This window comes from Calditrichia bacterium (genome assembly GCA_020634975.1).
GTDB lineage: Bacteria > Calditrichota > Calditrichia > RBG-13-44-9 > J075 > JACKAQ01.
This window is the reverse complement of record JACKAQ010000001.1, coordinates 1,739,556-1,760,727: the sequence shown is the minus strand read 5'-3', so window position 1 is coordinate 1,760,727 and position 21,172 is coordinate 1,739,556. Positions and strand designations below refer to the sequence as shown.

The following is a 21,172-nucleotide window of genomic DNA, read 5'->3' as shown; positions in this document are numbered from 1 at the left end:
GGCGCGTTGAAATTTGATGATGGAAATGAACCTTGTCATTCCTGCGAAGGCAGGAATCTCCCGATAAGGCACGCTAAAATCAACCAATTTCGTTCGACTGCGTCATTCGCGACTTTGCGGCAAACAAAAATACAACGGAAATTATGTGCGGCATTTGCGGCGTTTTTGAGAAACATACAGACAATCGGGAACTGGTGCGGCGGATGCACGAAATTATCGCGCATCGCGGACCGGACGCAGCCAGCGTTCATCAATCCGGCGATGTGACGCTCGGTCACCGGCGATTGAGCATCATCGATCTGGACACCGGCGACCAGCCGATTTTCAACGATGACAAATCCGTTGGCATTATTTACAACGGCGAAATTTACAATTACCGTGAGTTACGCGCAGAGCTGGTTGAGCGCGGCTGCCGGTTTCACACCCAATCCGATACCGAAGTTATCCTTAAATTATACGAAATGGACGGCCCGGACGCGTTCGCGTTGCTGAACGGAATTTTTGCGTTTGCGATATTGGATGAGCGCGGCGGCAGCCAAAAACTGGTGCTGGCACGCGATCATTTTGGCATCAAGCCGCTGCATTATTGGGCGAAAAACGGGACGTTTATTTTCGCCAGCGAGCAAAAATCCATTTTGCTGCATCCGGCGGTATCGCGGGAAATCAATCCGCAGTCGCTGCATATTCACATGAATTTGCGCTACACGCAAGCCAGCGAAACGCTGTTTCGCGATATTTTCCGGCTGCCGCCCGCGCATTTCATGATTGTCGAAAATGGCGACATTCGCAAAATCGAGCGATTTTGGCAGCTCGAATATCAGATTGATTATCGCAAAAGCGAAGCGGACTGGCTGGCGGAAATTCCTCATTTCATCCGGCAGGCGGTGCAGCGCCAACTCGTCAGCGATGTGCCGATCGGCGTGTATCTCTCTGGCGGGATGGATTCCAGCAGCATCGTCGCGATGATGCGCGAGGTTGGCGTGGAAAATATCAACACATTCACCCTCGGTTTCAACGAACCGACCGACGAACTGCCGGACGCGCAAATTGTCGCCAATCACTACCAAACCAACCACCGGACGCTGAGCATGGAAATGAATCCGATGCGCTTTTTACCGGAGGTGATCTGGCATGCGGAGGAGCCGAAAATCAATTTGTTGCAGGGATTTATGATGTCCCGTTTTGTGTCTGAGCATGTGAAAGTGGTGCTCGGCGGGCTCGGCGGTGATGAGCTGTTTTCCGGTTACGACATCCACAATTATGTGTTTCCGTTCAACACTTTGCACGGCATTGTGCCATCGGCGATCGAAAAATCGCTGCTCTCGAAAATCGGGAATCTGGGTTACCAGTTGCAAACGCGCTTCGCCGGAATGGCGACGGACGAATACCGGCGCGGATTGCAAATGGCGCTGGCGACCGGGAATATCGCCAAATTTTACCTCATTTTGCGCAATACCTGGGATTTCGATTCGGCACATTGGTCAAAAATTTACGCGCCCGAATTTCTGAAAAAACAGCAACTTAACCCGGTAGTTCGCGAGTTTGAACCGTTGTTTGAACGCAACGGGAACATCACTGCGCTGGACCAGGTGTATTGGGCGGAATTGCACAGCAAAATGGTGAATGATTATTTGCTCACCGAAGATCGCATGTCGATGGCGAACTCGGTGGAGGAGCGCGTGCCGTTTCTCGATCTCGATCTGGTGAAATTCGGTTTCACCATTCCGGCGAAACAAAAAATGCGTTTCAACGAAACCAAAGCGCTGATGCGCAAAGCCCTGCAGCCGCATTTGCCGGAGAAAATTTTGCGGAAGAAAAAATGGGGATTCACATTTAATCCGTTTTTGCAATATCAAAAAGATTTGAAAACGACCGCCGAGCGCATCCTCACCCGCGAGCGTATCGAGCGCGATGGGATTTTCAATTACGATTACATCCGGGCGATTTTTGACGCGCCGCCGCGTCCGCGCATGCGTTGGCATTACAATTTTATCTGGGTGCTAATGGGCTTTTATATCTGGAAACAAATGTATATCGACAGCAACGCCTTCACCGAACGGCAGTTCGAGCTGGAGCAATTTTTTGAGTGATAGTTGACGGGATAACAGGATTTTCAGGATTAAGTATTTCCGAAATTTGTTAGTGGATTAATTTGATGGAATATGTCATGCCCGTCCCGATGTATCGGGATTATCGGGCATCCAAAATATCAATCTACTGGATTCCCGCTAAAAACACGCGGGAATGACATTGGCAATCCTGTCAAAAAAAGGGCTTTTCTCCGCGATCTTGGCGCCCTCTGCGGTTAAAAATATCCCGTAAATCCGGCAATCCTCTCAAAAAAATGGAAAAATCATGCGAGTATCTCAACTTTTTGGCGAAACATTGCGGGAAGCGCCCGCAGATGCGAAAACGGCTTCGCACCAATTGCTGGTTCGGGCGGGATACTTCCGGCAATTGGCGCCGGGAACGTTCGCGTTGACGCCGCTCGGCAAACGCGCTATCGATAAATTGATTGCGCAGTTGGGCGCAGCGCTGGCAGAAATCGGCGGACAGGAAATGCTATTGCCAACCCTGGTGCCTGCAGATTTTGCCGAACGCGCTAATTATTTGCCGGGAACGCCGGTCGCCACCCGAAAAGATGAAAACAGCCTGCTCGCCGATTCCGCCGAAGCGCTGGTTGCCGCGCTGTGCGTCAGCGATGCGCGGTCGTATCGCCAACTGCCGCGATTGCTCTGGCAATTGCGTCCGGTAATCCGCGATGAACGCCGGATTTCCGGCGGATTGCTGCGCACCCGTGAATTTCTGTTGCTCTCCGCTTTTTCGCTGGATCGCGATGCGCAAGCGCTGCAAAAACAATATCTTGCGATTCAGAAAATGTTCAAAGATTTTTTCAAAAAAATAGAATTACCCGTGAAATTGGTTGAGGCATCGCCGGAAATTTTCGGCGGCTCGCAGACGCACGAATTTGTATTTTTATCGCCAAACGGCGATGATGCAGCGGTTTTTTGCGACAACTGCGGCACAGCGTCCAAATGGAAAATCGCCCGTTTTCGCAAAGACACATTCGCAGATGCGCCGCCAAAACCGCTGGAAAAAGTGCACACACCGGCAACCGCCAGCATCGAGGAGTTGAGCAAGTTTTTGGAAATTGATCCGCGCCAAACTGCCAAATTGGTCTTTTTTTGGGGAAACTTCGGCAAACGAAAGCCGGAAAAACTGATCGTTTGTGTGATTCGCGGGGATATGGAAACGAGCGATGCGTTGGTGCGGCAACTGTCCGGTGCGCATGCCTTGCGACCCGCAGAGCCGGAAGAAATTGCCGCGGTTGGCTGCGTTCCGGGATTCGCGTCGGCAATCGGCATCGACCGGGAAAAGGCGTTGGTGATCGCCGATGCGCTGATCGCAACATCCGCCAATCTGGTCACCGGTGCGAACGAAACGGATTATCACCTGCTCAACAGCAACTACGGCCGCGATTACACAGCGGATATCGTCGGGCATATTGCCCTGCCACCGATCGATGCCCGTTGCGACAATTGCGGCGAGCCGCTGCGCAACGAAAAATGTGTGGCAGTTGCCAGTCTGCGCGATGTGGGCACGTTTTTCAGCGATGCGTTCAACGCTGTTTTTCTCGATGAAAACGGCAAACCGCAGCCGGTTTTCATGGGCAGTTACGACATCGGGGTTTTCCGATTGCTGGCATGCCTCGCGGAAGCGCATCACGACGATTTCGGGCTGATGTTACCGCGCGCGGTTGCGCCGTTTGATATTGCCATCGTGCAGCTAAAGGGCGAAGAATCCGCAACGGTTGCGGAACAATTGTATGCCGATTTGCAAGCCGCCGGTTTTTCCGTATTGCTGGACGATCGGAACGCGAGTCCCGGCGTCAAATTTAACGATGCGGATTTGCGGGGAATGCCGCTGCGCATCACCGTTTCGGAGCGCGCATTGGCGCAGGGCGGTGTGGAAGTGAAGCTGCGTTCCGCAGCAGATCGCGAGCTTGTTCCGCTAGATCAACTTCCTGTTTTCGTCAAAAAGGTGTTTGCCAATTAGTTATGCCTGTCTGTTTCTTTCGGTTCATATCTCACCTTTTTTCTTAAAAATTTTTCTTGAATTGCCGATATTACATATCGTAAATGGAATTAAACTAACTTCAGGGATGAACAATGAAAAAGCTTACCAGATTTTTCCAAATCGCGACTTTATTGGTTGCGTTAATGATTGCAGGCTGTGCCAGCGACACACCGCTTGAGCCAGAAGACACCGGAAACAATGCAACCGGTAATGCTGGAGAATTCGCCGGAAAATGGGGTGCCAATACGTTTAATATGATCAACGTTGCGAACCCGTCGCAGGTTATCGATTTGACAGTGTATGGCGTTGAGTACTCGATGACCATCAACACAAACGCCACCTATTCCGTTTCGGTTATATTTCAGGGGCAACCGATTGATGAAGAAGGCGTGGTGAATTTTGACAACGGAACCGTCACGTTTACGCCGAATGCCGGAGCTGTCCGGACTGGAACTTATACGTACGCCAACGATATTTTGACACTGGATGTCGCTGGACAAGAATTTGATTTTAATCAGGATGGTGTAAACGAACCCGCCAAATTGTATTTGGAGATGGTTAAGGTTCAATAATTTTTCCCACAGCATTTTAAAAAAGCAGATTGCCGAAACAGTCTGCTTTTTTTTTGTACAATTTTCCGGCAATTATCAATTCACTTGTGAAATCAGCCGGAATTCTGGATATTTTGGGCGAATGGAATTTTGGGAGATTAAACACAGAAACGTATGAAACAGAAAACACCAACATTTGCAATTATCGGCTGCGGGCGATTCGGCAGTTTTTGGGGAAAGCACCTCAGCAACCATGTTCCGGTTACCTTTTTTGATATGGAAGAATCTCGGAAAGATGCGATTTTACCGTTCGGAAATTGGGCGCCGTTGACGGAATGCCTCAAAAAAGACGTGGTATTTTTGACAATTCCCATTCGCCACATCGGCGATTTTCTGAAAACGCATGCGTCGGAATTTGCGCAGGGAACAACCGTTATCGATTGCGCGTCGGTGAAAATTGCGGTGGTGGAATGGTTTCGCGATTATCTGCCGGAGAACGTCAATTACGTCGCCAGCCATCCGCTGTTTGGTCCGGATTCCGGTGCCGGTGGTATTTCCGGGCAAAAAATTACCATTTCGCCGGGACGAATTCCGTTTCGTAACTATCAGTTTTTAGTGAATTTATTTGAAAAGATGGGCTTGCTCGTCATCAGCATGACACCGGAAGAACACGATAAATTGATGGCGTACAACCTCAGCCTGATTCATCACCTCGGGCGAACGTTCCATTTTATGCAGATCGATAAATTATCGCTGGTAATGGCAAATCTCGACAAAATGAACTGGATTTCCCGCGTTGCGTCGAATGACAGTTTGGAGTTGTTTCAGGATTTTTATCGCTACAATCCGTATGCGGAAGTAGTGCGGGATAATTTTCTGGCGAACTTCCACAAAATCAGCTCCAAAATTTACGACCGCGATACCTACCTGAAATTATTCTGATTGCGAAAATTATCTAACGGGAAAGCGATTGGTGCGTTTCTTCATCAATCGGTTGATGTGCCGGCCGCAACAAATCGAGCACGGTTTTAACGGGGTTGAAAGTGCTGTCCGGCACTTCCACAAAAACGCTGTTCCAATATGCCATTCCGCCGTTCCACAAACCCGGCAATTCCAGCGCTTTCAGCTCCCGGCCATCCTTGAATTTGTTGGTGATAAATCCGCTGTCCGGATCGCGAAACTGGTGCAAATCGAACGGTTCGCCGCGATAATTGCGAACACCGCAAATAAAATCCACCGGGCTAAAATGGGTTGCTGATTGCAAAATGCCTTTTTGTCCCGGATCGCTCGTTTCAATTTGTGCGGTTTCCACCACCTGCAGCGAAACATCACCGTTTTCGTTCATCACCCAAAATGGCCCGCCACCAGGTTCACCCAAATTTTTGACCATTCCGCACACCCGGATCGGTCGATTGAGTTGGTTGAACAAATACCGTTGCTGCGTTTCCAGCGATGCCTGAAAAATTTCCGCCGGAACCACTGTCGATAGTTCGCTGCGCAAAAACACCTGAATTTCAGCGAGCAGTTCCGCCTGCGGTAACGGATATTCCAATTGTTTCAGATAGCTGAAAATCTGATCCTGAAGATGCAGCAAATAGCCGCCGAGCGCCGCTTTATAACGAATCGTATCGTGTTTCCGGTCGTCTGGCGTTACGTTATCGATATTTTTGATGAAGATAATATCACCCTGCAGATCGTTCAGATTTTCCAGCAACGCGCCGTGTCCGCCGGGACGAAAATGCAACGAACCGTCGTTTTCCCGGAACGGTTGATTGTCCATATCTACCGCAATAATATCGGTTGAAGGTTTTTGGCTGGAGTAGCTGATCTGAAATTGGGCGCCGTTTTGCGGAAGCTCTTTTTGGGCTGTGCCGATATGCGTTTTTACCTGTTGCTGGATCGCCGGATCTTCGGTAATCGTAAAATGAATCCGGGCAATTGTGTTGCTGTCTTTGGCGTATGCGGCGGTTTCCACTAAATGTTCGGCAAATGGGGTGCGGGTGCCATTGGTGTATTGATGGAACTCGATCATCCCTTTTGGCAGTACGGCATAATTCAATCCATCCGGTAGCAGCAGCGCTTCCAAAATTGCCAGATAATGACCGGTTTCGCAAAGATTCGCGATATGTTCGCCGCGTTGTTTCAATACCTTGGAGAGGCTGTCGTAAAATGCAAATCGCGGTAAATTGGAAATAAATTTAACGAGGTGCTGGCTGGTGTCATCGCCTTTTTCCGCCCGTTGTTTTACGGTTTGCCAGTCCGGTTTTTCGGGATCGTTCAGTACCGCCAGCAGCGCGCTGAACATTCGTGTTGCCGCGCCGGACGCCGGCACAAATTTGCAAACGCGCCCGTTGGCTTCCGCAATGCGAAATTCCCGGATAAACTGATCAATTTGGGTGCTGCTCAATCGCCGGATGCCATCGCCGATGGTGCAGGCGCGTATCAACCGGACAAACAGGTTGCCCCGCCGAAAATGTGCCAATTGCTCCTGAACCGTTTCCGGGGAAATTTCCCGCTCGTTTAATTGGTGCAAATCTTTTTTTGAAAATATGTGTCCGGTATCGTTCATAATCCCGTTTTCTTTTTTTGCGATAATTGCGTCAGAATTTCTGGATTTTTTACGGGAGAGTCAACTGTTCCCTCAAACTTGAACGCAAAACTACGCGGTAAATCGCTGCTGTGCGTAATCTAAATCGCAAATAATTTAACCGGAAAATTAAAAATTACAAAGGAATTGCCATAAAACAACAAATCCGCAGCCGATGAATGTTTATCGACTGCGGATCGCCAAGTTCAATAAAACGGCAACGTTACTCGCGTATCTCGATACCCAACAATGTAACGTCATCTTTCAGCGGGCCATTTGCCCACATATTAACTTCCACCAGCAACATGCTGATGCTTTCCTTAATATTCATTGCGTTGTAGTCTTTCAAATATTTGACCATCCGGTCCATGCCGAAAAGGTTATCCGCCGGATCTTCCGCTTCCGGCAATCCGTCTGAATACATGAAAATCCGGTCGCCGGATATGAGTTGAACGGTGTGCTCTTCGTAAACATTTTCATCCAGAAAACCAATGGGTAGGCTTGGCACTTTCAAAATGCGCCCGTCGCCATTGCGGGATGTGAGGATGATTCCCGGATGCCCGGCGGAGGAATAGCGCAATTCTTTGGTGCGTAAATCGATGATGCCATAAAGCATTGTGAAAAACTGCCCGTTTTCCGGGGACATTTGAAAGCGACGATTGAGTTGTGTGGTCACTTCTGCCGGTGGCGTGATTCGCGGTTGATTATCCGCGCCGCGCGTTTTTAGAAGCGATGCGCTGTCTATTTCCGGCGAAAGCATCCGACTGAGCGAAACCGCCAGCAACGCTGCCGGAACGCCGTGTCCACTAACATCCAGCACGTAAAACGCGAGATGATGCTCATCCAGTTGAAAAACGTTGAGAATATCACCAGCCAGTTCATCACACGGACGGAATTCCCAACCGATGCTGATGCCCGGCACTTGCGGCGGACGGGATGGTAGCAGCGATTTCTGGATTTCTGCGGCGGCAGTCAAATCCAGTTTCATGCGTTGGTTAATGCGTTCCAACTCCTGATTGCGGACAAACAGATTTTTTTCCAGATTAATCACCCGTTCACCGGCGCGCAGCCTAACTTGCAACTCACCTTTGTCAAATGGTTTTGCCACAAAATCATCTGCGCCGGCGTTCATTCCCACAACCAGATCTTCCTTTTTGGAATTGGCTGTCAGCATGATGATGTAGACATAATCCCGGTTATTTGTGTTGCGAATTTTTTCAACCAACTGCACACCGTCCATTTCCGGCATCATCCAGTCGGTTATCACCATCGAAAAATCATTCTGCTGAAAAGCACTTAACGCTTCAACGCCATTTGCGGTGGATACCACTTCGTATCCCCACTTTTCGAGCGTTTTTTGCAGCATCCGGCGCGATACGTTTTCGTCTTCAGCAATCAGCACTTTCATTAAATCAATCCTCCAGAGTCGAAAGGCAGCAAAACGATTTTTCACTGCTGATCTAATTATCGAAAATTATGTGAACTTCTTAATTTAATTTTTTTGAAGTTTTTTTGGGGATTATCATTTTGATGGTTAAATTCTGCAACTTTGTCGCGCTGATAAATTTTTGGTAACTTCAAGTTTTAAAACAGGTTAGCTGGTATAGCAGATGAAAGTTTTGCCGTTTATCAAATTTTCTTACAAAAATTATATGCGCCAGCACCGCTATCTGCGGGACCTTGCTGCGGTTGTTTTGTTCAGTATTTTTTTTGGTGGATTTTTAACCAGCGACCAGCTGCAAGAAGGTATTTGGTGGGTATTTGCCGTATTTGCGCTCATCCTCAATTTGCTAACGGCGCCATCCGTTTTTTTTATGGATAACGGCAATACGCTCTATTTTCTGTTGGGACAGCCGCACGGGCGCCGGCGATTGCTGATTGCCAAAATTGTGCTGATTGTGCTGATCGATCTCGCCTGGGTGGCAATTTTTGCGCTGGCTTACGGGCTCCGTTTTGCCGATGCCGGCTATTTTCTGCTGCTGCCGTTCCGGCTGATCATCATCGCGATGGTGCTGACCTTATCCACCCTTCTGCTCAGTTTCAGCTATACGTATCACCCGCAATTGAGCTGGTTAATTTTTTTGGTGCTGATTTTCGGGAACATTGTCAACAAAGAAAAGTTGTTTCCCATTGAAAAACTTTCGGATCTTCCCGGATTGCTGGCGTTATTGCTGCCGCCGTTTTTCGAAATCAACTTTATTTCCGTAGCGGTGGATGTTACTGTTTGGCATGCCGCATTTGCCGGGTTAGCAATCGTTCAGGGTGCCATCCTGTTTTGGCTGACATCCCGGAAAATGATGCAAAAAGACTTTTTTTAAATGGATATACGTCTGAAAAACGAACCATTGGGAATTGCAAAGTTACGCTGTTTCTGTTGAAAAGGAGAAAATGCGAATGTCGAAGTTCAGGAAAACCCGCTGGCAAATGATAATCGCCGTTTGCTGGATTACCTTTTTCGCCATCCAATCGGCTGCCGGTAAAGATGATGCCCAAACAGCAGATAAACCCGATGTTCCCGAAAACCGGCTGTATATCGATCCCCAAAGCCGCGATTTTGCTGCCAATCCTGAACTGCTGGACCGCATTTTGAAAGATCCGCACGGCTATTTCCGGTTTATAAATGTGTTGTTTAGCGAAGAAGTGTGCCGGCGGTTTTCGACAAAATTGCCCAATTCGCCATCGCTGAATTTGCATGGCGACGCCCATATAGAGCAATACGCGATCACCGATCTCGGGCGCGGGCTGACCGATTTTGACGATGCATCCAGCGGACCCGGATATCTGGATCTGCTGCGGTTTGGCGTATCGCTGAACCTGACCTGCCAATTGAATAACTACCCGGATTCCGCAAAAATTGCCTTCAACGAATTTCTGCGCGGCTATCGCGATGCGCTGAAAGACCCGGCGTTCGAAGTGCCGGAATGCGCATTGGTGCAAAACATTCGCAGCAAATTTTTCATCGATCGTGAAGCATATTTTAAATGGGTGGCAACCGTTGCAGACACAATGCCGGAAGCAGAAAAAGATACGCTGAAACGCGCGCTTCAGCCGTATGTTGATATGCAACTGCTGGAAAATCAATCGCTTACGCCGGAGTATTTTTCGATCGTTTCGCTCGGGTATTTGAAAATGGGTATCGGCAGCGCGTTGGATATCAAATATTTGGCGCGGATAAAAGGAAAAACGGACGACCCGATGGACGACGTTGTGCTGGAACTTAAGGAGGTGCGGGACTTGAGCGGCATTTCCTGCATCAACACCCAACACACAACCGATCCGTTCCGGATTTTGGTCGGGCAAACCCGGATCGCCTATCAGCCATTCAAGCACCTCGGCTATTTTCGCTTTCACGGACGCACATTTTGGGTGCATTCGTGGGTCGATAATTATAAAGAAGTAAACGTCAACAAATCCTTCCATAATTTTTCAGATTTACGGGATGTGGCATACGATGTGGGCATCCAGCTTGGCAAAGGGCATGTAAAACACATTGCCGCACCGCTGGATTTACAGCTCCGTCGCGAGCAGCAACTGCTTGTCCAGAAAAACCAGAAATTGCTCTGGCAAACCTGTGTAAATCTGTCCGAAGAAGCCACCAAAGCATGGGAGATGTTCCGCGATCAGGTCGCAAATCAGCAATAAAAGCACCACCCCCAAATGGCGTTAGAATTTCAATTTGGTAAATTCCGGGCAGTTGCGGCTCGATAAAAAAATCACGCTGCTGTCCAAAAAAAGTGCATATTCCCAATCAGTTTACAGCATTTCTTGAAAACGGGTGTTTCGCTCGCTAAATTGGCATCCTAATTAAAAATAATGGAATTGCATATGAAAAGTCGGTTGTTACACCGGCTCAATCCGTTTTTGGATATCGCCAAAACGGGATGGGAAAATCGCGATCAGCTGGGATACGCCTGGCGAATTTTGAACAAAGGCGTTTGCGACGGCTGTGCGCTGGGCACAAACGGCATGCGCGACTGGACGATGGATGGCATCCACCTTTGCTGGATTCGCCTGAATTTGCTGCGATTGAACACCATGCCCGCATTCGATACCACAATATTACGTGATATTTCCGCACTGCGGCAGCAATCCGAAAAAGAACTTCGCAAACTGGGGCGCATCCCCGCGCCGTTGCTGCGGCTGGCAGGTCAACCCGGTTTTACGCCCGTCAAATGGGAAAAAGCATACGAATTGATGGCGGATAATATTCGCCAAATTGATCCGGAACGGCTGGCATTTTATCTCGTTTCCCGCGGAACTGTAAACGAAACCTATTACGTTGCCCAAAAAGTTGCCCGGTTTTTGGGAACCAACCACATCGATAATTCTGCGCGGGTGTGCCACGCACCGAGCACCACCGCGCTGAAACAGACCATCGGATACGCCGCAACCACCTGCAGCTACAAAGATATGATCGGTTCGGATTTGATCGTATTTTTCGGCAGTAATCCCGCCAACAACCAACCGGTTGTGATGAAATATTTGCACTACGCCAAAAAGAAGGGCACCAAAATTATTTGTGTGAACACCTTCAAAGAACCGGGAATGCAGAAGTATTTTGTGCCGTCGGCGATCGATTCTGCGCTGTTCGGCACCGAAATCGCGGATGATTATTTTGTCATCAAACCGGGCGGCGATATCGCGTTTATCAACGGTGTGCTCAAACACCTTATCGAAAACGATTGGGTGAGCCATCGGTTTATCGAAGAAAATACCGGCAGTTGGGATGCACTGGTTCGCCTGCTGAAAAACCAGACATTCGAAGAGTTGGAAATGCTTTCAGGTGTTTCAACTTACGAAATGTTGCGATTTGCCCGAAAATACGCCGCGGTTTCTTCTTCAATTTTTGTGTGGTCTATGGGCATTACCATGCACAAACACGGTGTGGAAAATGTCAAAAGCATCGTTAACCTGGCGCTGTCGCGCGGGATGGTCGGCAAACCGAAAAGCGGTTTGATGGCTATTCGCGGGCATTCCGGCGTTCAGGGCGGTGCGGAAGTTGGCGCTGTGCCCAACCAGTTTCCCGGCGGATTTTCGGTAAACCCCGAAGAAGCGCGGCGCTTCGCCACATTTTGGGGATTCAAAGTGCCGGAAAAACGCGGTTATTTTGCTGCCGAAATGCTCGATGCCGCGCACGATGGAAAGCTCGATTTCCTGTATTGCATCGGCAGCAATTTGTTTGGCATTTTGCCGGACAGTCATTACGTAAAACAGGCCATCGGAAAAATTCCGTTCCGGGTGCATCACGATATTGTGTTGAACCCTCAAATGCTGCTCGATCCGGCGGAAACCGTACTCATTTTGCCCGCCACCACCCGATACGAAATGGCCGGCGGCAATACCGAAACCACCACCGAACGGCGGATCATTTTTAATCCGGAAATTCCCGGTCCGCGCATTTCCGGTGCACGGGACGAGTGGCAGGTGTTGATGAATCTTGCCAAATTGGTGAATCCGGATCATGCGAACCGTATCCATTTTGACGACACCGCCGCCATTCGCGAGGAAATTGCGCAGGCTGTGCCGTTTTATCGCGGCATCGAACAGTTGACGATGCCCGGTGACCAGTTTCAGTGGGGCGGCGAACGGCTGGGCAGCGGCGGGCTGTTCCCAACAGGTAATCGAAAAGCCAGTTTTGCACTCATCGTTCCGCCGCAAAAAGAGGTGCCGCCCGGTTACTTCCGGCTATCTACGCGACGCGGTAAACAGTTTAATTCTATGACATTTAGCGATACAGATCCGCTGGTAAACGGCAAGCGCGAAACGATTATTTTTTCACCGCAGGACCTGCGCGAAACCGGACTGACATCCGGCGATCCGGTGCGGCTGCACTCCGCCACCGGCGAATTTGTCGGCATCGCCGTAGCCGGCGAAGTGGTTCGCGGCACAATAATAATGTATTGGCCGGAGGCAAATGTGCTCATTCCCCGGGGCGTCAGCGATCCGCTTTGCGGCATTCCCGCCTATCGCGATGCCGTTGTCCAGATTGAAAAACTACCAAAATCCCAACCCGTTTCCTGATCCCCAAATTCTCAAAAGGAGTCGCCTGTTGAAACGAAAATTGTTGATTGTTCTGGCTGCATTGCTCATCGCCCCAATATTAATATGGTTTGTGGGACGATTTGTCCTCTCGTTTTCCGTCGCGGATTACAGCGGCGAAATCGCCATTTCCGGCGTAAAAAATCCCGTGGAAATTACATTTGACGAACGCGGCATCCCGCAAATCTGGGCGGAAACGGATGACGATCTGAACTTTTCGCTCGGCTGGCTGCACGCTTCCGAACGCCTGTTTCAGATGGAATTGACCCGCCGATACGTTCGCGGCGAACTCTCCGAAGCCTTTGGCGAAGCCGCATACGAAGTGGACAAACGCCAGCGGCGATTGCGGTTCAAACGCATCGGGCGAATGGCGGAAGCGGATTTGACGCCGGAAACCGCGCAGGCGCTGGAAAGCTATTGCGCCGGCATCAACGCGTGGATTGAACACAAATCCATTTTGCCGCCGGAATTCGTGATTTTGGGGATCGATCCCGAACCGTGGAAAATAAAGGATTGTTTGAGCATCGCCAGCTATCAGACGTGGTATGCGCATTCGCTGATGGATCGCGAGCCGGAATTTCGCGCACTCGCCGACAGCCTCGGCGAAGCCGTTTTCGAGAAATTGCACCAGCCGCAAAACTGGTCGCCGGCAACTGTGCCGCCAATCAGCGAAGATGCAATGTTCAGCGCAATCAACTACGATTTCCGGATGACCGAAGCCTCCAATTCCTGGGTCATCGCTCCGCAAAAATCCGCTTCCGGTGCAGCCATCCACAGCAGCGATCCGCATTTGGAAGTGCGTCGTGTGCCGGGATTCTGGTATCTCGCCGGGCTGCATTCCGCGCAGGGCACCGATGTTTTGGGCGTCACCGTTCCGGGCATTCCGGGCGTGGTGATGGGTCACAACGGAAAAATCGCTTTCGCGTTCACCGTCGCATCGGTAGATGTGATTGATTATTATCGATTTACGCGCGATCCGCAGGACAGCCTGAAAATTATCACGCCCGAAGGCAGCGTGGCGCTGGAAGTGTTCGAGGAAAAAATCCCCGTGAAAGACGAATCGCGCAGCCGCAGCGAAACAATGTTTGCCACACCGTTCGGTCCGGTGATCGACATGCAAAAAGATCATGTGGTGGTGATCCGCTGGGCAGGTTGGGATTTTTCGCCAGCGAAAATGATGGCATCGTCGCTCGAATTGCAAAACGCGGATAATTTTGCCGATTTCCGCAAAATCGTCACCAATTTTGGCGCGCTGGATGTCAACTGGACGTATTCGGATATCCGCGGGAACATCGGTTACCAGCTTGGCGCACCGATTCCGGTTCGCAACGATATCAACACGTACGCGCTGCTTAACGGTGCGGACAGCGTTCAACATTGGTCGGGATATCATCCGCTGGAAGAAACGCCGTATGTGTTCAATCCGCCTTCCGGATGGGCGGCAACCTGCAACAACCGGATCGTTTCGGAAAGCGAGTGGCCATATCCGCTGCCGGGATTTTACGATCCGTACCGGATTACTCGCGCAACGCAATTATTGCAGGAAAAACAACAGTTTAGCGTCGAGGATTGTTTCGCGATGCAGATGGACGATATCTCCGGCGTAGCGATGCGCTGGAAGCAACTGATGGCAGACGGCGCACGCACGCTGAACAACACGGAGCTGGCCGCGGAAATCGACAATTGGAACGGCGCGATGACTGCCGACAGCAAAACCGCGGCAACATTCCGGCTGTGGTGGGAATTTCTGCCAAAACCGGTATTTGAAGATGAGCTCGGCGATGGCTGGAAAACCGGCAAACGCATTTTGGAAGAAACGCTCAGCGATGGCTGGGCAACGGTTATCGACGATAAACGCACCGGCGACAAAGTGGAAAATATGGCGGATGTTTCCGGCAGCGCGTTGCAATATGTGCTCGATACTTTCGGTCGTCCGGCGTATGGCGAAATCAACAAATTGGTGATCGATCACCCGTTGGGTGTGGTCAGCATTTTGGACACATGGCTGGGGCTGAATCGCGGGCCGTATCCCATCGGCGGTGACAATGGCACGTTGAACGCCAATTTCAATTTCTGGATTGCCGACGAACAGGAATTCCACTGCGCTGCCGCGCCGAGCATGCGGTTTGTGCTGGATTGGGCAGATGTGGACGGCTTCACCATCAACGGAAATTTGGGACAATCCGGCAACCCGTTCAGCCCGCATTACGATGATTTTTTGAAAATGTGGCAGGAAGGCAAACGATGGAACGTGCCGTTCAGTAGGGAAAAAGTGTTCGCGCGAAAAACCAGCTTACTGAAATTACTGCCCGAGAAATAAGGATGAAGGTTGAAGGATAAAGGATAAAATTGGCTTAGAGGGAATAATGATTCGGGCGCTTCATGAAGCGCCCCTACTTTTGCCTTTATCCTTTATCCTTTATCCTTTAACCTTTTTCCTTGCCGCATATTCCTTTTTGCGCTTTTCAATCACCGCCACAATTCACTATATTGCCTGTCGAAAATCAGAATTTTGTCCTTCAGTGAACCTCAAAAAAACGGGAATTTTTGCCAATGGCTCGCAAACGTTTATTTTTGATAGATGGCTCCGCCCTGTTTTATCGCTCGTATTTTGCGTTTATCCGCAATCCGCTGATCAATTCCAAAGGTGAAAACACCAGTGCGGCGTGGGGATTTGCGCAATATTTATTGCGCATCATTTTGGATGAAAAACCCGAATACCTGGCAGTAGTTTTTGACCCGAAAGGTCCCACATTTCGTCACGAAATGTATGCGGATTACAAAGCCACCCGCGAAAAAATGCCCGAAGATATGGCGGTGCAATACCCGCGAATTGTGGAACTGACCAAAGCGTTCGACGTGCCGTTGCTGGAGAAAAAAGGATTTGAGGCAGATGATGTGATCGGAACGCTGGCCAAACGCGGCGAAGAGCAGGGCTTTGAGGTGTTCATGGCAACATCGGACAAAGATATGATGCAGTTGCTTTCCCCGCACATCCACATGTATAGCATGCGTCCCGGCTCCGATTCCGAAATTATGAACGAAGCGTATGTGATGGAAAAATTTGGACTTACGCCGGTGCAGGTGATTGACTATCTGGCGTTAATGGGTGACAGCAGCGACAACGTTCCCGGCGTTCCGAAAGTGGGCGACAAAACCGCCCGCAGCCTGTTGCAGGAATTCGGCTCGATCGATAAAATTTATGAAAATCTGGAAAATATCACCAAAAAAGCGGTGAAGGAAAGCCTCGCAGAAAACCGTGCCAAAGCGGATCTTTCGCGAACGCTGGTGACCATCAATACGGAAGTGCCGATCGATTTCGATTGGGAATCGATCAAAATTACGCCGATCAAACCGGATCTGCTTGCGCCGCTGTTTGAGGATCTGGAATTCCGCACGCTCATCCCGAAATTGTATGAAAATATGGGCGCCGAGCCGCCAAAAGCGGAGCAATCGTTTGACGATGCAAAACAAAATTATCATTTGGTGGACACGCCGGAAAAATTAAATTCGCTCGTCGAACTGCTGAAAAAACAAGCGTTTATCGTGTTCGATACGGAAACCACCGGACTGGATGCGTTCCGCTCAGACGTGATCGGTGTTGCCTTCAGTTGGCAGGCGAAAACCGCGTATTACGTAGCGTTCGGTCATCCGGAAAGCAAGCTTTCTCGCGACGAAGCGCTGGCTGCGCTAAAGCCCATTCTCGAAAATCCGGAGATCAAAAAAGGTGGGCAGAACATCAAATTTGATGCGCTGATGCTCTGGCAACACGGCATCGCGGTGCAGGGGATGGATTTTGATACGATGATTGCCAATTGCCTCGCCACCTCCGAAACCCGCCAGAACAAACTGGATGTGCTTGCCGAAAAATATCTCGGCTACAAAATGATTCCCATCGAGGAGCTGATCGGCAAAAAGGGCAAGAACCAGAAAAGCATGGATGAAATCCCGATAGCAGAAACCAGCCCGTATGCCTGCGAAGATGCGGACATCACGTTGCAATTGAAAGAAATTCTCGCGGAAAAATTGAAGGAATCTGAAACCGAAAAGCTGTTCCGCGAAGTGGAAATGCCGTTGGTGAATGTGCTGCTGAAAATGGAAATTAACGGTGTTGGGCTAGACACGGATTTTCTCGCGGAGATGTCCGTTCAGTTGGGCAACGATGCGGAACGGCTGACCGCGGAAATTTCCGAAATTGCCGGGGAAGCGTTCAATTTGAATTCGCCGCAGCAGTTGGGCAATATTTTGTTCGAGAAGCTGGAAATCCACAAAGAAATCGGTAAACGCGCGCCGAAGCGCACCGCAACCGGGCAATTTTCCACCGCGGAAGATACGCTGATGAAATATGAAAAACATCCGGTGGTGCACAAAATTTTGGAATATCGCAAGATGACCAAATTGAAATCGACGTATGTGGATGCGCTGCCGCTGCTGATCAGTCCGCGAACCGGTCGATTGCACACCTCGTTCAATCAGACCATCGCAGCTACCGGGCGGCTCTCCAGCAGCGATCCGAACCTGCAAAACATTCCCATTCGCGGTGAACGCGGGCGGGAAATTCGCAAAGCGTTTATCCCGGCGGATGCCAACAGCGTCATCCTTTCGGCGGATTATTCGCAGGTGGAATTGCGGATGGTTGCGCATATTTCCGGCGACGAAGCGCTGAAAGAAGCGTTCGTTCGCGGCGAAGATATTCACAGCAGTACGGCTGCGGCGGTGTTCAGCGTGCCGATTGCCGAAGTGACCGCCGATATGCGCCGCAAAGCGAAAGAAGTGAATTTCGGGATTATTTACGGCATCTCGCGATTCGGGCTGGCCGGACGGCTGGATATCGGTGTGGACGAAGCGGAAATGATTATCACCAATTACTTTGCGCGATTCCCCAAAGTGAATGATTATATTAGAGATACGATTGCGATGACCCGCGAACAATTGTATGTGACTACGCTGTTGAATCGCCGCCGCTACATTCCGGATATCGCCAGCCGCAACGGCACGCAGCGGCAAATTGCCGAACGTGTGGCTATCAACACGCCCATTCAAGGCAGCTCTGCTGATCTCATCAAACTGGCGATGATCAACATTCACAACCGTTTGGCGAACGAAAAACATCAGGCCAAAATGATTTTGCAGGTGCACGACGAACTCGTCTTCGAGGTGCCGAAAAGCGAAATCGATGCGGTGAAAAAACTGGTGGTCAGCGAAATGGAAAACGCCATGCAACTGGATGTGCCGCTGAAAGCGGACGCCGGTGTCGGCGCCAATTGGCTGGAAGCGCATTAATTTTGGCTATTGATAAAATCATTTTTCATCGCTATTCTCTAACGCAACTGCGAATCGGCAAAAATCACCGTATTTTGCCGTTTAACGTTTACAAATATTCATTGGAGATACACCTATGCGTTGGCAAGGCAGAAGACAAAGTTCAAACGTAGAAGATCGGCGCGGCAGCGGCGGCTCCGCACCGCGCAAGCTGTTTGGTGGCGGGATGGGCACAATCGTCATTTTGCTGATTGTGTGGATGCTTGGTGGTAACCCGCTGGATTTCCTGAATTTAACGGATTTGGGAAGTGCGCCTTCGGCGTCGAGCAATTATCAACCCTCTGCGGAGGAAGATCAACTGGCGCAATTTGTGTCCGTGGTTTTGGCGGATGCGGAAGATGTTTGGGAGAACCTGTTCCGGCAATCCGGTAGCAATTATCGCAAACCGACGATGGTGCTCTATAGCGGAATGGTGCAATCCGCCTGCGGGATGAACAGCTCCGCAACCGGACCGTTTTATTGCCCCGGCGATGAAAAAATTTATATCGATTTGTCATTTTACCAAGAATTGCAGCAAAAATTTAAAGCGCCCGGCGATTTCGCGATGGCCTATGTGATCGCCCACGAAGTCGGGCATCATGTGCAAAATTTGTTGGGCACATCGCAACAAGTGATGTCGCTGCGCAACCGGCTCAGCGAAGCGGAGTTTAACAAATATCTGGTGCGGCTGGAATTGCAGGCTGATTTTTATGCCGGCGTGTGGGCAAATCACGCCCAGAAAATGAAAAATATTCTCGAAGAAGGCGATATCGAGGAAGCCATCAACGCAGCCAGCGCCGTTGGCGACGACCGCATCCAGAAGCAAATGCAGGGTTACGTTGTGCCAGATGCATTCACCCACGGAACCTCCGAACAGCGGATGCGTTGGTTTTTGAAGGGCTTTAAATCCGGTGATGTGAATCAGGGCAACACATTTGAAGCTTCGTCGTTGTAATTACAATAAAAATAGATGGATACGCAGGGAAATTTTAACCGGAAGCCAGATCGCAAATGAGTAACGAAACCCGCCAAATGATGATTCGCGATTCGCGGATTATGATAACCCTGCTCAGTATTTTAACTGTGATGGGTGTTGGCGCTGTGCTGTATCAGGCACGCGGAATTGTATTACCATTTGCGTTGGCGGTGTTTTTTGGCTACATCCTTAATCCGGTTATTTTGTTTTTTGAGCACCGTAAACTGCCGAGCGCCATTGCCATTCTTATTTCAATAATTATTACTTTTATCATATTGTTGATGGTCGGGCTTCTCATCAACCAAAGTATTCAGTCGTTTGCAGAAGAATTCCCGTTTTACGAAGACCGCTTCAGCAAATTGATGGCAAATGTGTTCACCAATTTGGCAAAAATATTCAAGATTCCGCCGGAGTTGTATAACGAGCAGCTCGGCGGTTCCGAACGGTTTCAAATGTTGGCCGATCTGAACCAGCTTTCGATGACGGATATCATCACCACAACCCTCAGTTCCATTACCCGCTTTTTGTCCAACACGGTTTTGGTAATCCTGTTTCTGTTTTTCATTTTGCTGGGACGCAACCAGTTTATCAAAAAGCTGGATTTGGCGTTTGACGGCAAACGCTCCGCAAAAATTGTGGCGCTTTTTTCAAATGTGAACGAACAAATTCAAAAATATATTTTGATGAAAACCCTCATCAGTTTGGCGACGGCGGCTTTGGCCGCGGCGATTTTGTTCTATTTTGAGGTAGAATTTGCCATGATTTGGGTGATCCTCACGTTTCTGCTCAATTTTATTCCCAGTATCGGTTCGGTGATCGCTACCGTTTTGCCGCTTACTATTGCACTTATTCAATTCGAAAGCTACCTTACCATTTTGATGGTTGCGCTGTCGCTGACCACCATTCAGTTTATAATGGGCAGCGTGCTGGACCCGCAAATTGTCGGTGGCAGTGTCAATCTCAGTCCGCTGGTTGTGCTGTTCTCACTGATTTTTTGGGGCTGGTTGTGGGGAATTATCGGTATGTTTCTGGCTGTCCCGCTTTCTGTAATTATCAAAATTATTTTCGAAAACATCGACGAGCTACGGTTTCTCAGTATTTTGATGAGTAACGGCAAATAACTTCTGTTTCTATCGTAGGTTATCCCTTCTCAATTTCCCCCGGTAATGATATTTTTAAATTGAAAATTTTTAAACTAACGACCAAAAGTGGCGATGTTTATATATGTGGCCAAGACTCAGGGATGAGGCAAAGCTTAAAAATTACGATAGGGAATGTCGGAACAAAACAGGGGAAAGAAAATGCAATCGTTGTCGCATTCGTACGCAATGAAATCAAATCCGGAAATTTCATCGGTTACGCAGGATGCTTTGGTGTTGGCTTTTATCCGAAACCGGTTGAACGTTATTGGAACTTCGATGTATCTATTGGAAAATGTGGGCGAAAGCGACCCGTTTTCACGCCAGAAATATATAAATAAAATTAAATATGAGCTGGAAATCATCCGAAAATCCATTAATGAATAGACTGAAACCGGTTTATTCGGTAATTTGTGAACAATATTACGGCAGAAATTGACACAAATAAGCAATGCTTCTTTGAAAAACAAATGAAGTCCGCTCGATATTGTGAAGTGCCAAC

At 49.3% G+C, this 21,172-nt stretch carries 14 protein-coding genes; 12 read left to right on the top strand and 2 right to left on the bottom strand.

The genetic code is table 11. From position 1 onward, the window contains the following. Positions 1–143: 143 nt before the first annotated feature. The 4 genes from asnB to H6629_07110 all read left to right on the top strand — a co-directional run bounded on the left by asnB (position 144) and on the right by H6629_07110 (position 5,570). Entirely contained in the window at positions 144–2,090 is a 1,947-nt protein-coding gene (gene asnB / locus H6629_07125) for an asparagine synthase (glutamine-hydrolyzing) (GenBank protein ID MCB9067567.1), read from the top strand. Positions 2,091–2,355: 265 nt separating this feature from the next. Continuing rightward, positions 2,356–4,056: a proline--tRNA ligase gene (gene proS, locus H6629_07120; GenBank protein MCB9067566.1), complete on the top strand. Its 1,701-nt coding sequence runs from the start codon at positions 2,356–2,358 to the stop codon at positions 4,054–4,056. 113 nt (positions 4,057–4,169) lie between these two features. Then, a complete protein-coding gene (locus tag H6629_07115) occupies positions 4,170–4,649 on the top strand; it encodes a hypothetical protein (protein MCB9067565.1) in 480 nt (159 codons plus the stop codon). Between the two features lie 153 nt (positions 4,650–4,802). After that, positions 4,803–5,570 (top strand): prephenate dehydrogenase, encoded by a 768-nt coding sequence (locus H6629_07110; protein ID MCB9067564.1) that lies wholly within the window; start codon positions 4,803–4,805, stop codon positions 5,568–5,570. Positions 5,571–5,583: 13 nt separating this feature from the next. Here H6629_07110 and H6629_07105 read toward each other — a convergent pair whose 3' ends face one another. Together H6629_07105 and H6629_07100 are read right to left on the bottom strand one after the other, a co-directional pair. Then, the gene (locus tag H6629_07105) at positions 5,584–7,179 is read right to left on the bottom strand and encodes a DUF4301 family protein (GenBank protein ID MCB9067563.1); all 1,596 of its coding nucleotides are present in this window, start codon (positions 7,177–7,179) and stop codon (positions 5,584–5,586) included. A 259-nt stretch (positions 7,180–7,438) separates the two neighbouring features. Beyond that, positions 7,439–8,623 carry a SpoIIE family protein phosphatase gene (locus H6629_07100; GenBank protein ID MCB9067562.1) on the bottom strand — a complete coding sequence of 395 codons (1,185 nt, stop codon included), beginning with the start codon at positions 8,621–8,623 and terminating at the stop codon, positions 7,439–7,441. Between the two features lie 202 nt (positions 8,624–8,825). Between H6629_07100 and H6629_07095 the strand changes: the two genes are divergently transcribed. The 8 genes from H6629_07095 to H6629_07060 all read left to right on the top strand — a co-directional run bounded on the left by H6629_07095 (position 8,826) and on the right by H6629_07060 (position 21,057). Continuing rightward, on the top strand, positions 8,826–9,533 hold the full coding sequence (locus H6629_07095; GenBank protein ID MCB9067561.1) for a hypothetical protein: 708 nt from the start codon (positions 8,826–8,828) through the stop codon (positions 9,531–9,533). Between the two features lie 76 nt (positions 9,534–9,609). Beyond that, positions 9,610–10,857, top strand: a complete 1,248-nt coding sequence (locus H6629_07090) for a DUF2252 family protein (protein ID MCB9067560.1) — start codon at positions 9,610–9,612, stop codon at positions 10,855–10,857. Between the two features lie 183 nt (positions 10,858–11,040). Beyond that, on the top strand, positions 11,041–13,236 hold the full coding sequence (locus H6629_07085; protein MCB9067559.1) for an FdhF/YdeP family oxidoreductase: 2,196 nt from the start codon (positions 11,041–11,043) through the stop codon (positions 13,234–13,236). Positions 13,237–13,264: 28 nt separating this feature from the next. Beyond that, entirely contained in the window at positions 13,265–15,574 is a 2,310-nt protein-coding gene (locus tag H6629_07080; protein MCB9067558.1) for a penicillin acylase family protein, read from the top strand. A 233-nt stretch (positions 15,575–15,807) separates the two neighbouring features. Continuing rightward, positions 15,808–18,537 (top strand): DNA polymerase I, encoded by a 2,730-nt coding sequence (polA, locus tag H6629_07075; GenBank protein MCB9067557.1) that lies wholly within the window; start codon positions 15,808–15,810, stop codon positions 18,535–18,537. A 115-nt stretch (positions 18,538–18,652) separates the two neighbouring features. Further along, positions 18,653–19,510, top strand: coding sequence for a zinc metallopeptidase (locus H6629_07070; GenBank protein MCB9067556.1), 858 nt, complete (start codon positions 18,653–18,655; stop codon positions 19,508–19,510). Between the two features lie 56 nt (positions 19,511–19,566). Next, the gene (locus H6629_07065; protein MCB9067555.1) at positions 19,567–20,652 is read left to right on the top strand and encodes an AI-2E family transporter; all 1,086 of its coding nucleotides are present in this window, start codon (positions 19,567–19,569) and stop codon (positions 20,650–20,652) included. A gap of 180 nt (positions 20,653–20,832) precedes the next feature. Further along, on the top strand, positions 20,833–21,057 hold the full coding sequence (locus tag H6629_07060) for a hypothetical protein (GenBank protein MCB9067554.1): 225 nt from the start codon (positions 20,833–20,835) through the stop codon (positions 21,055–21,057). Positions 21,058–21,172: the final 115 nt, after the last annotated feature.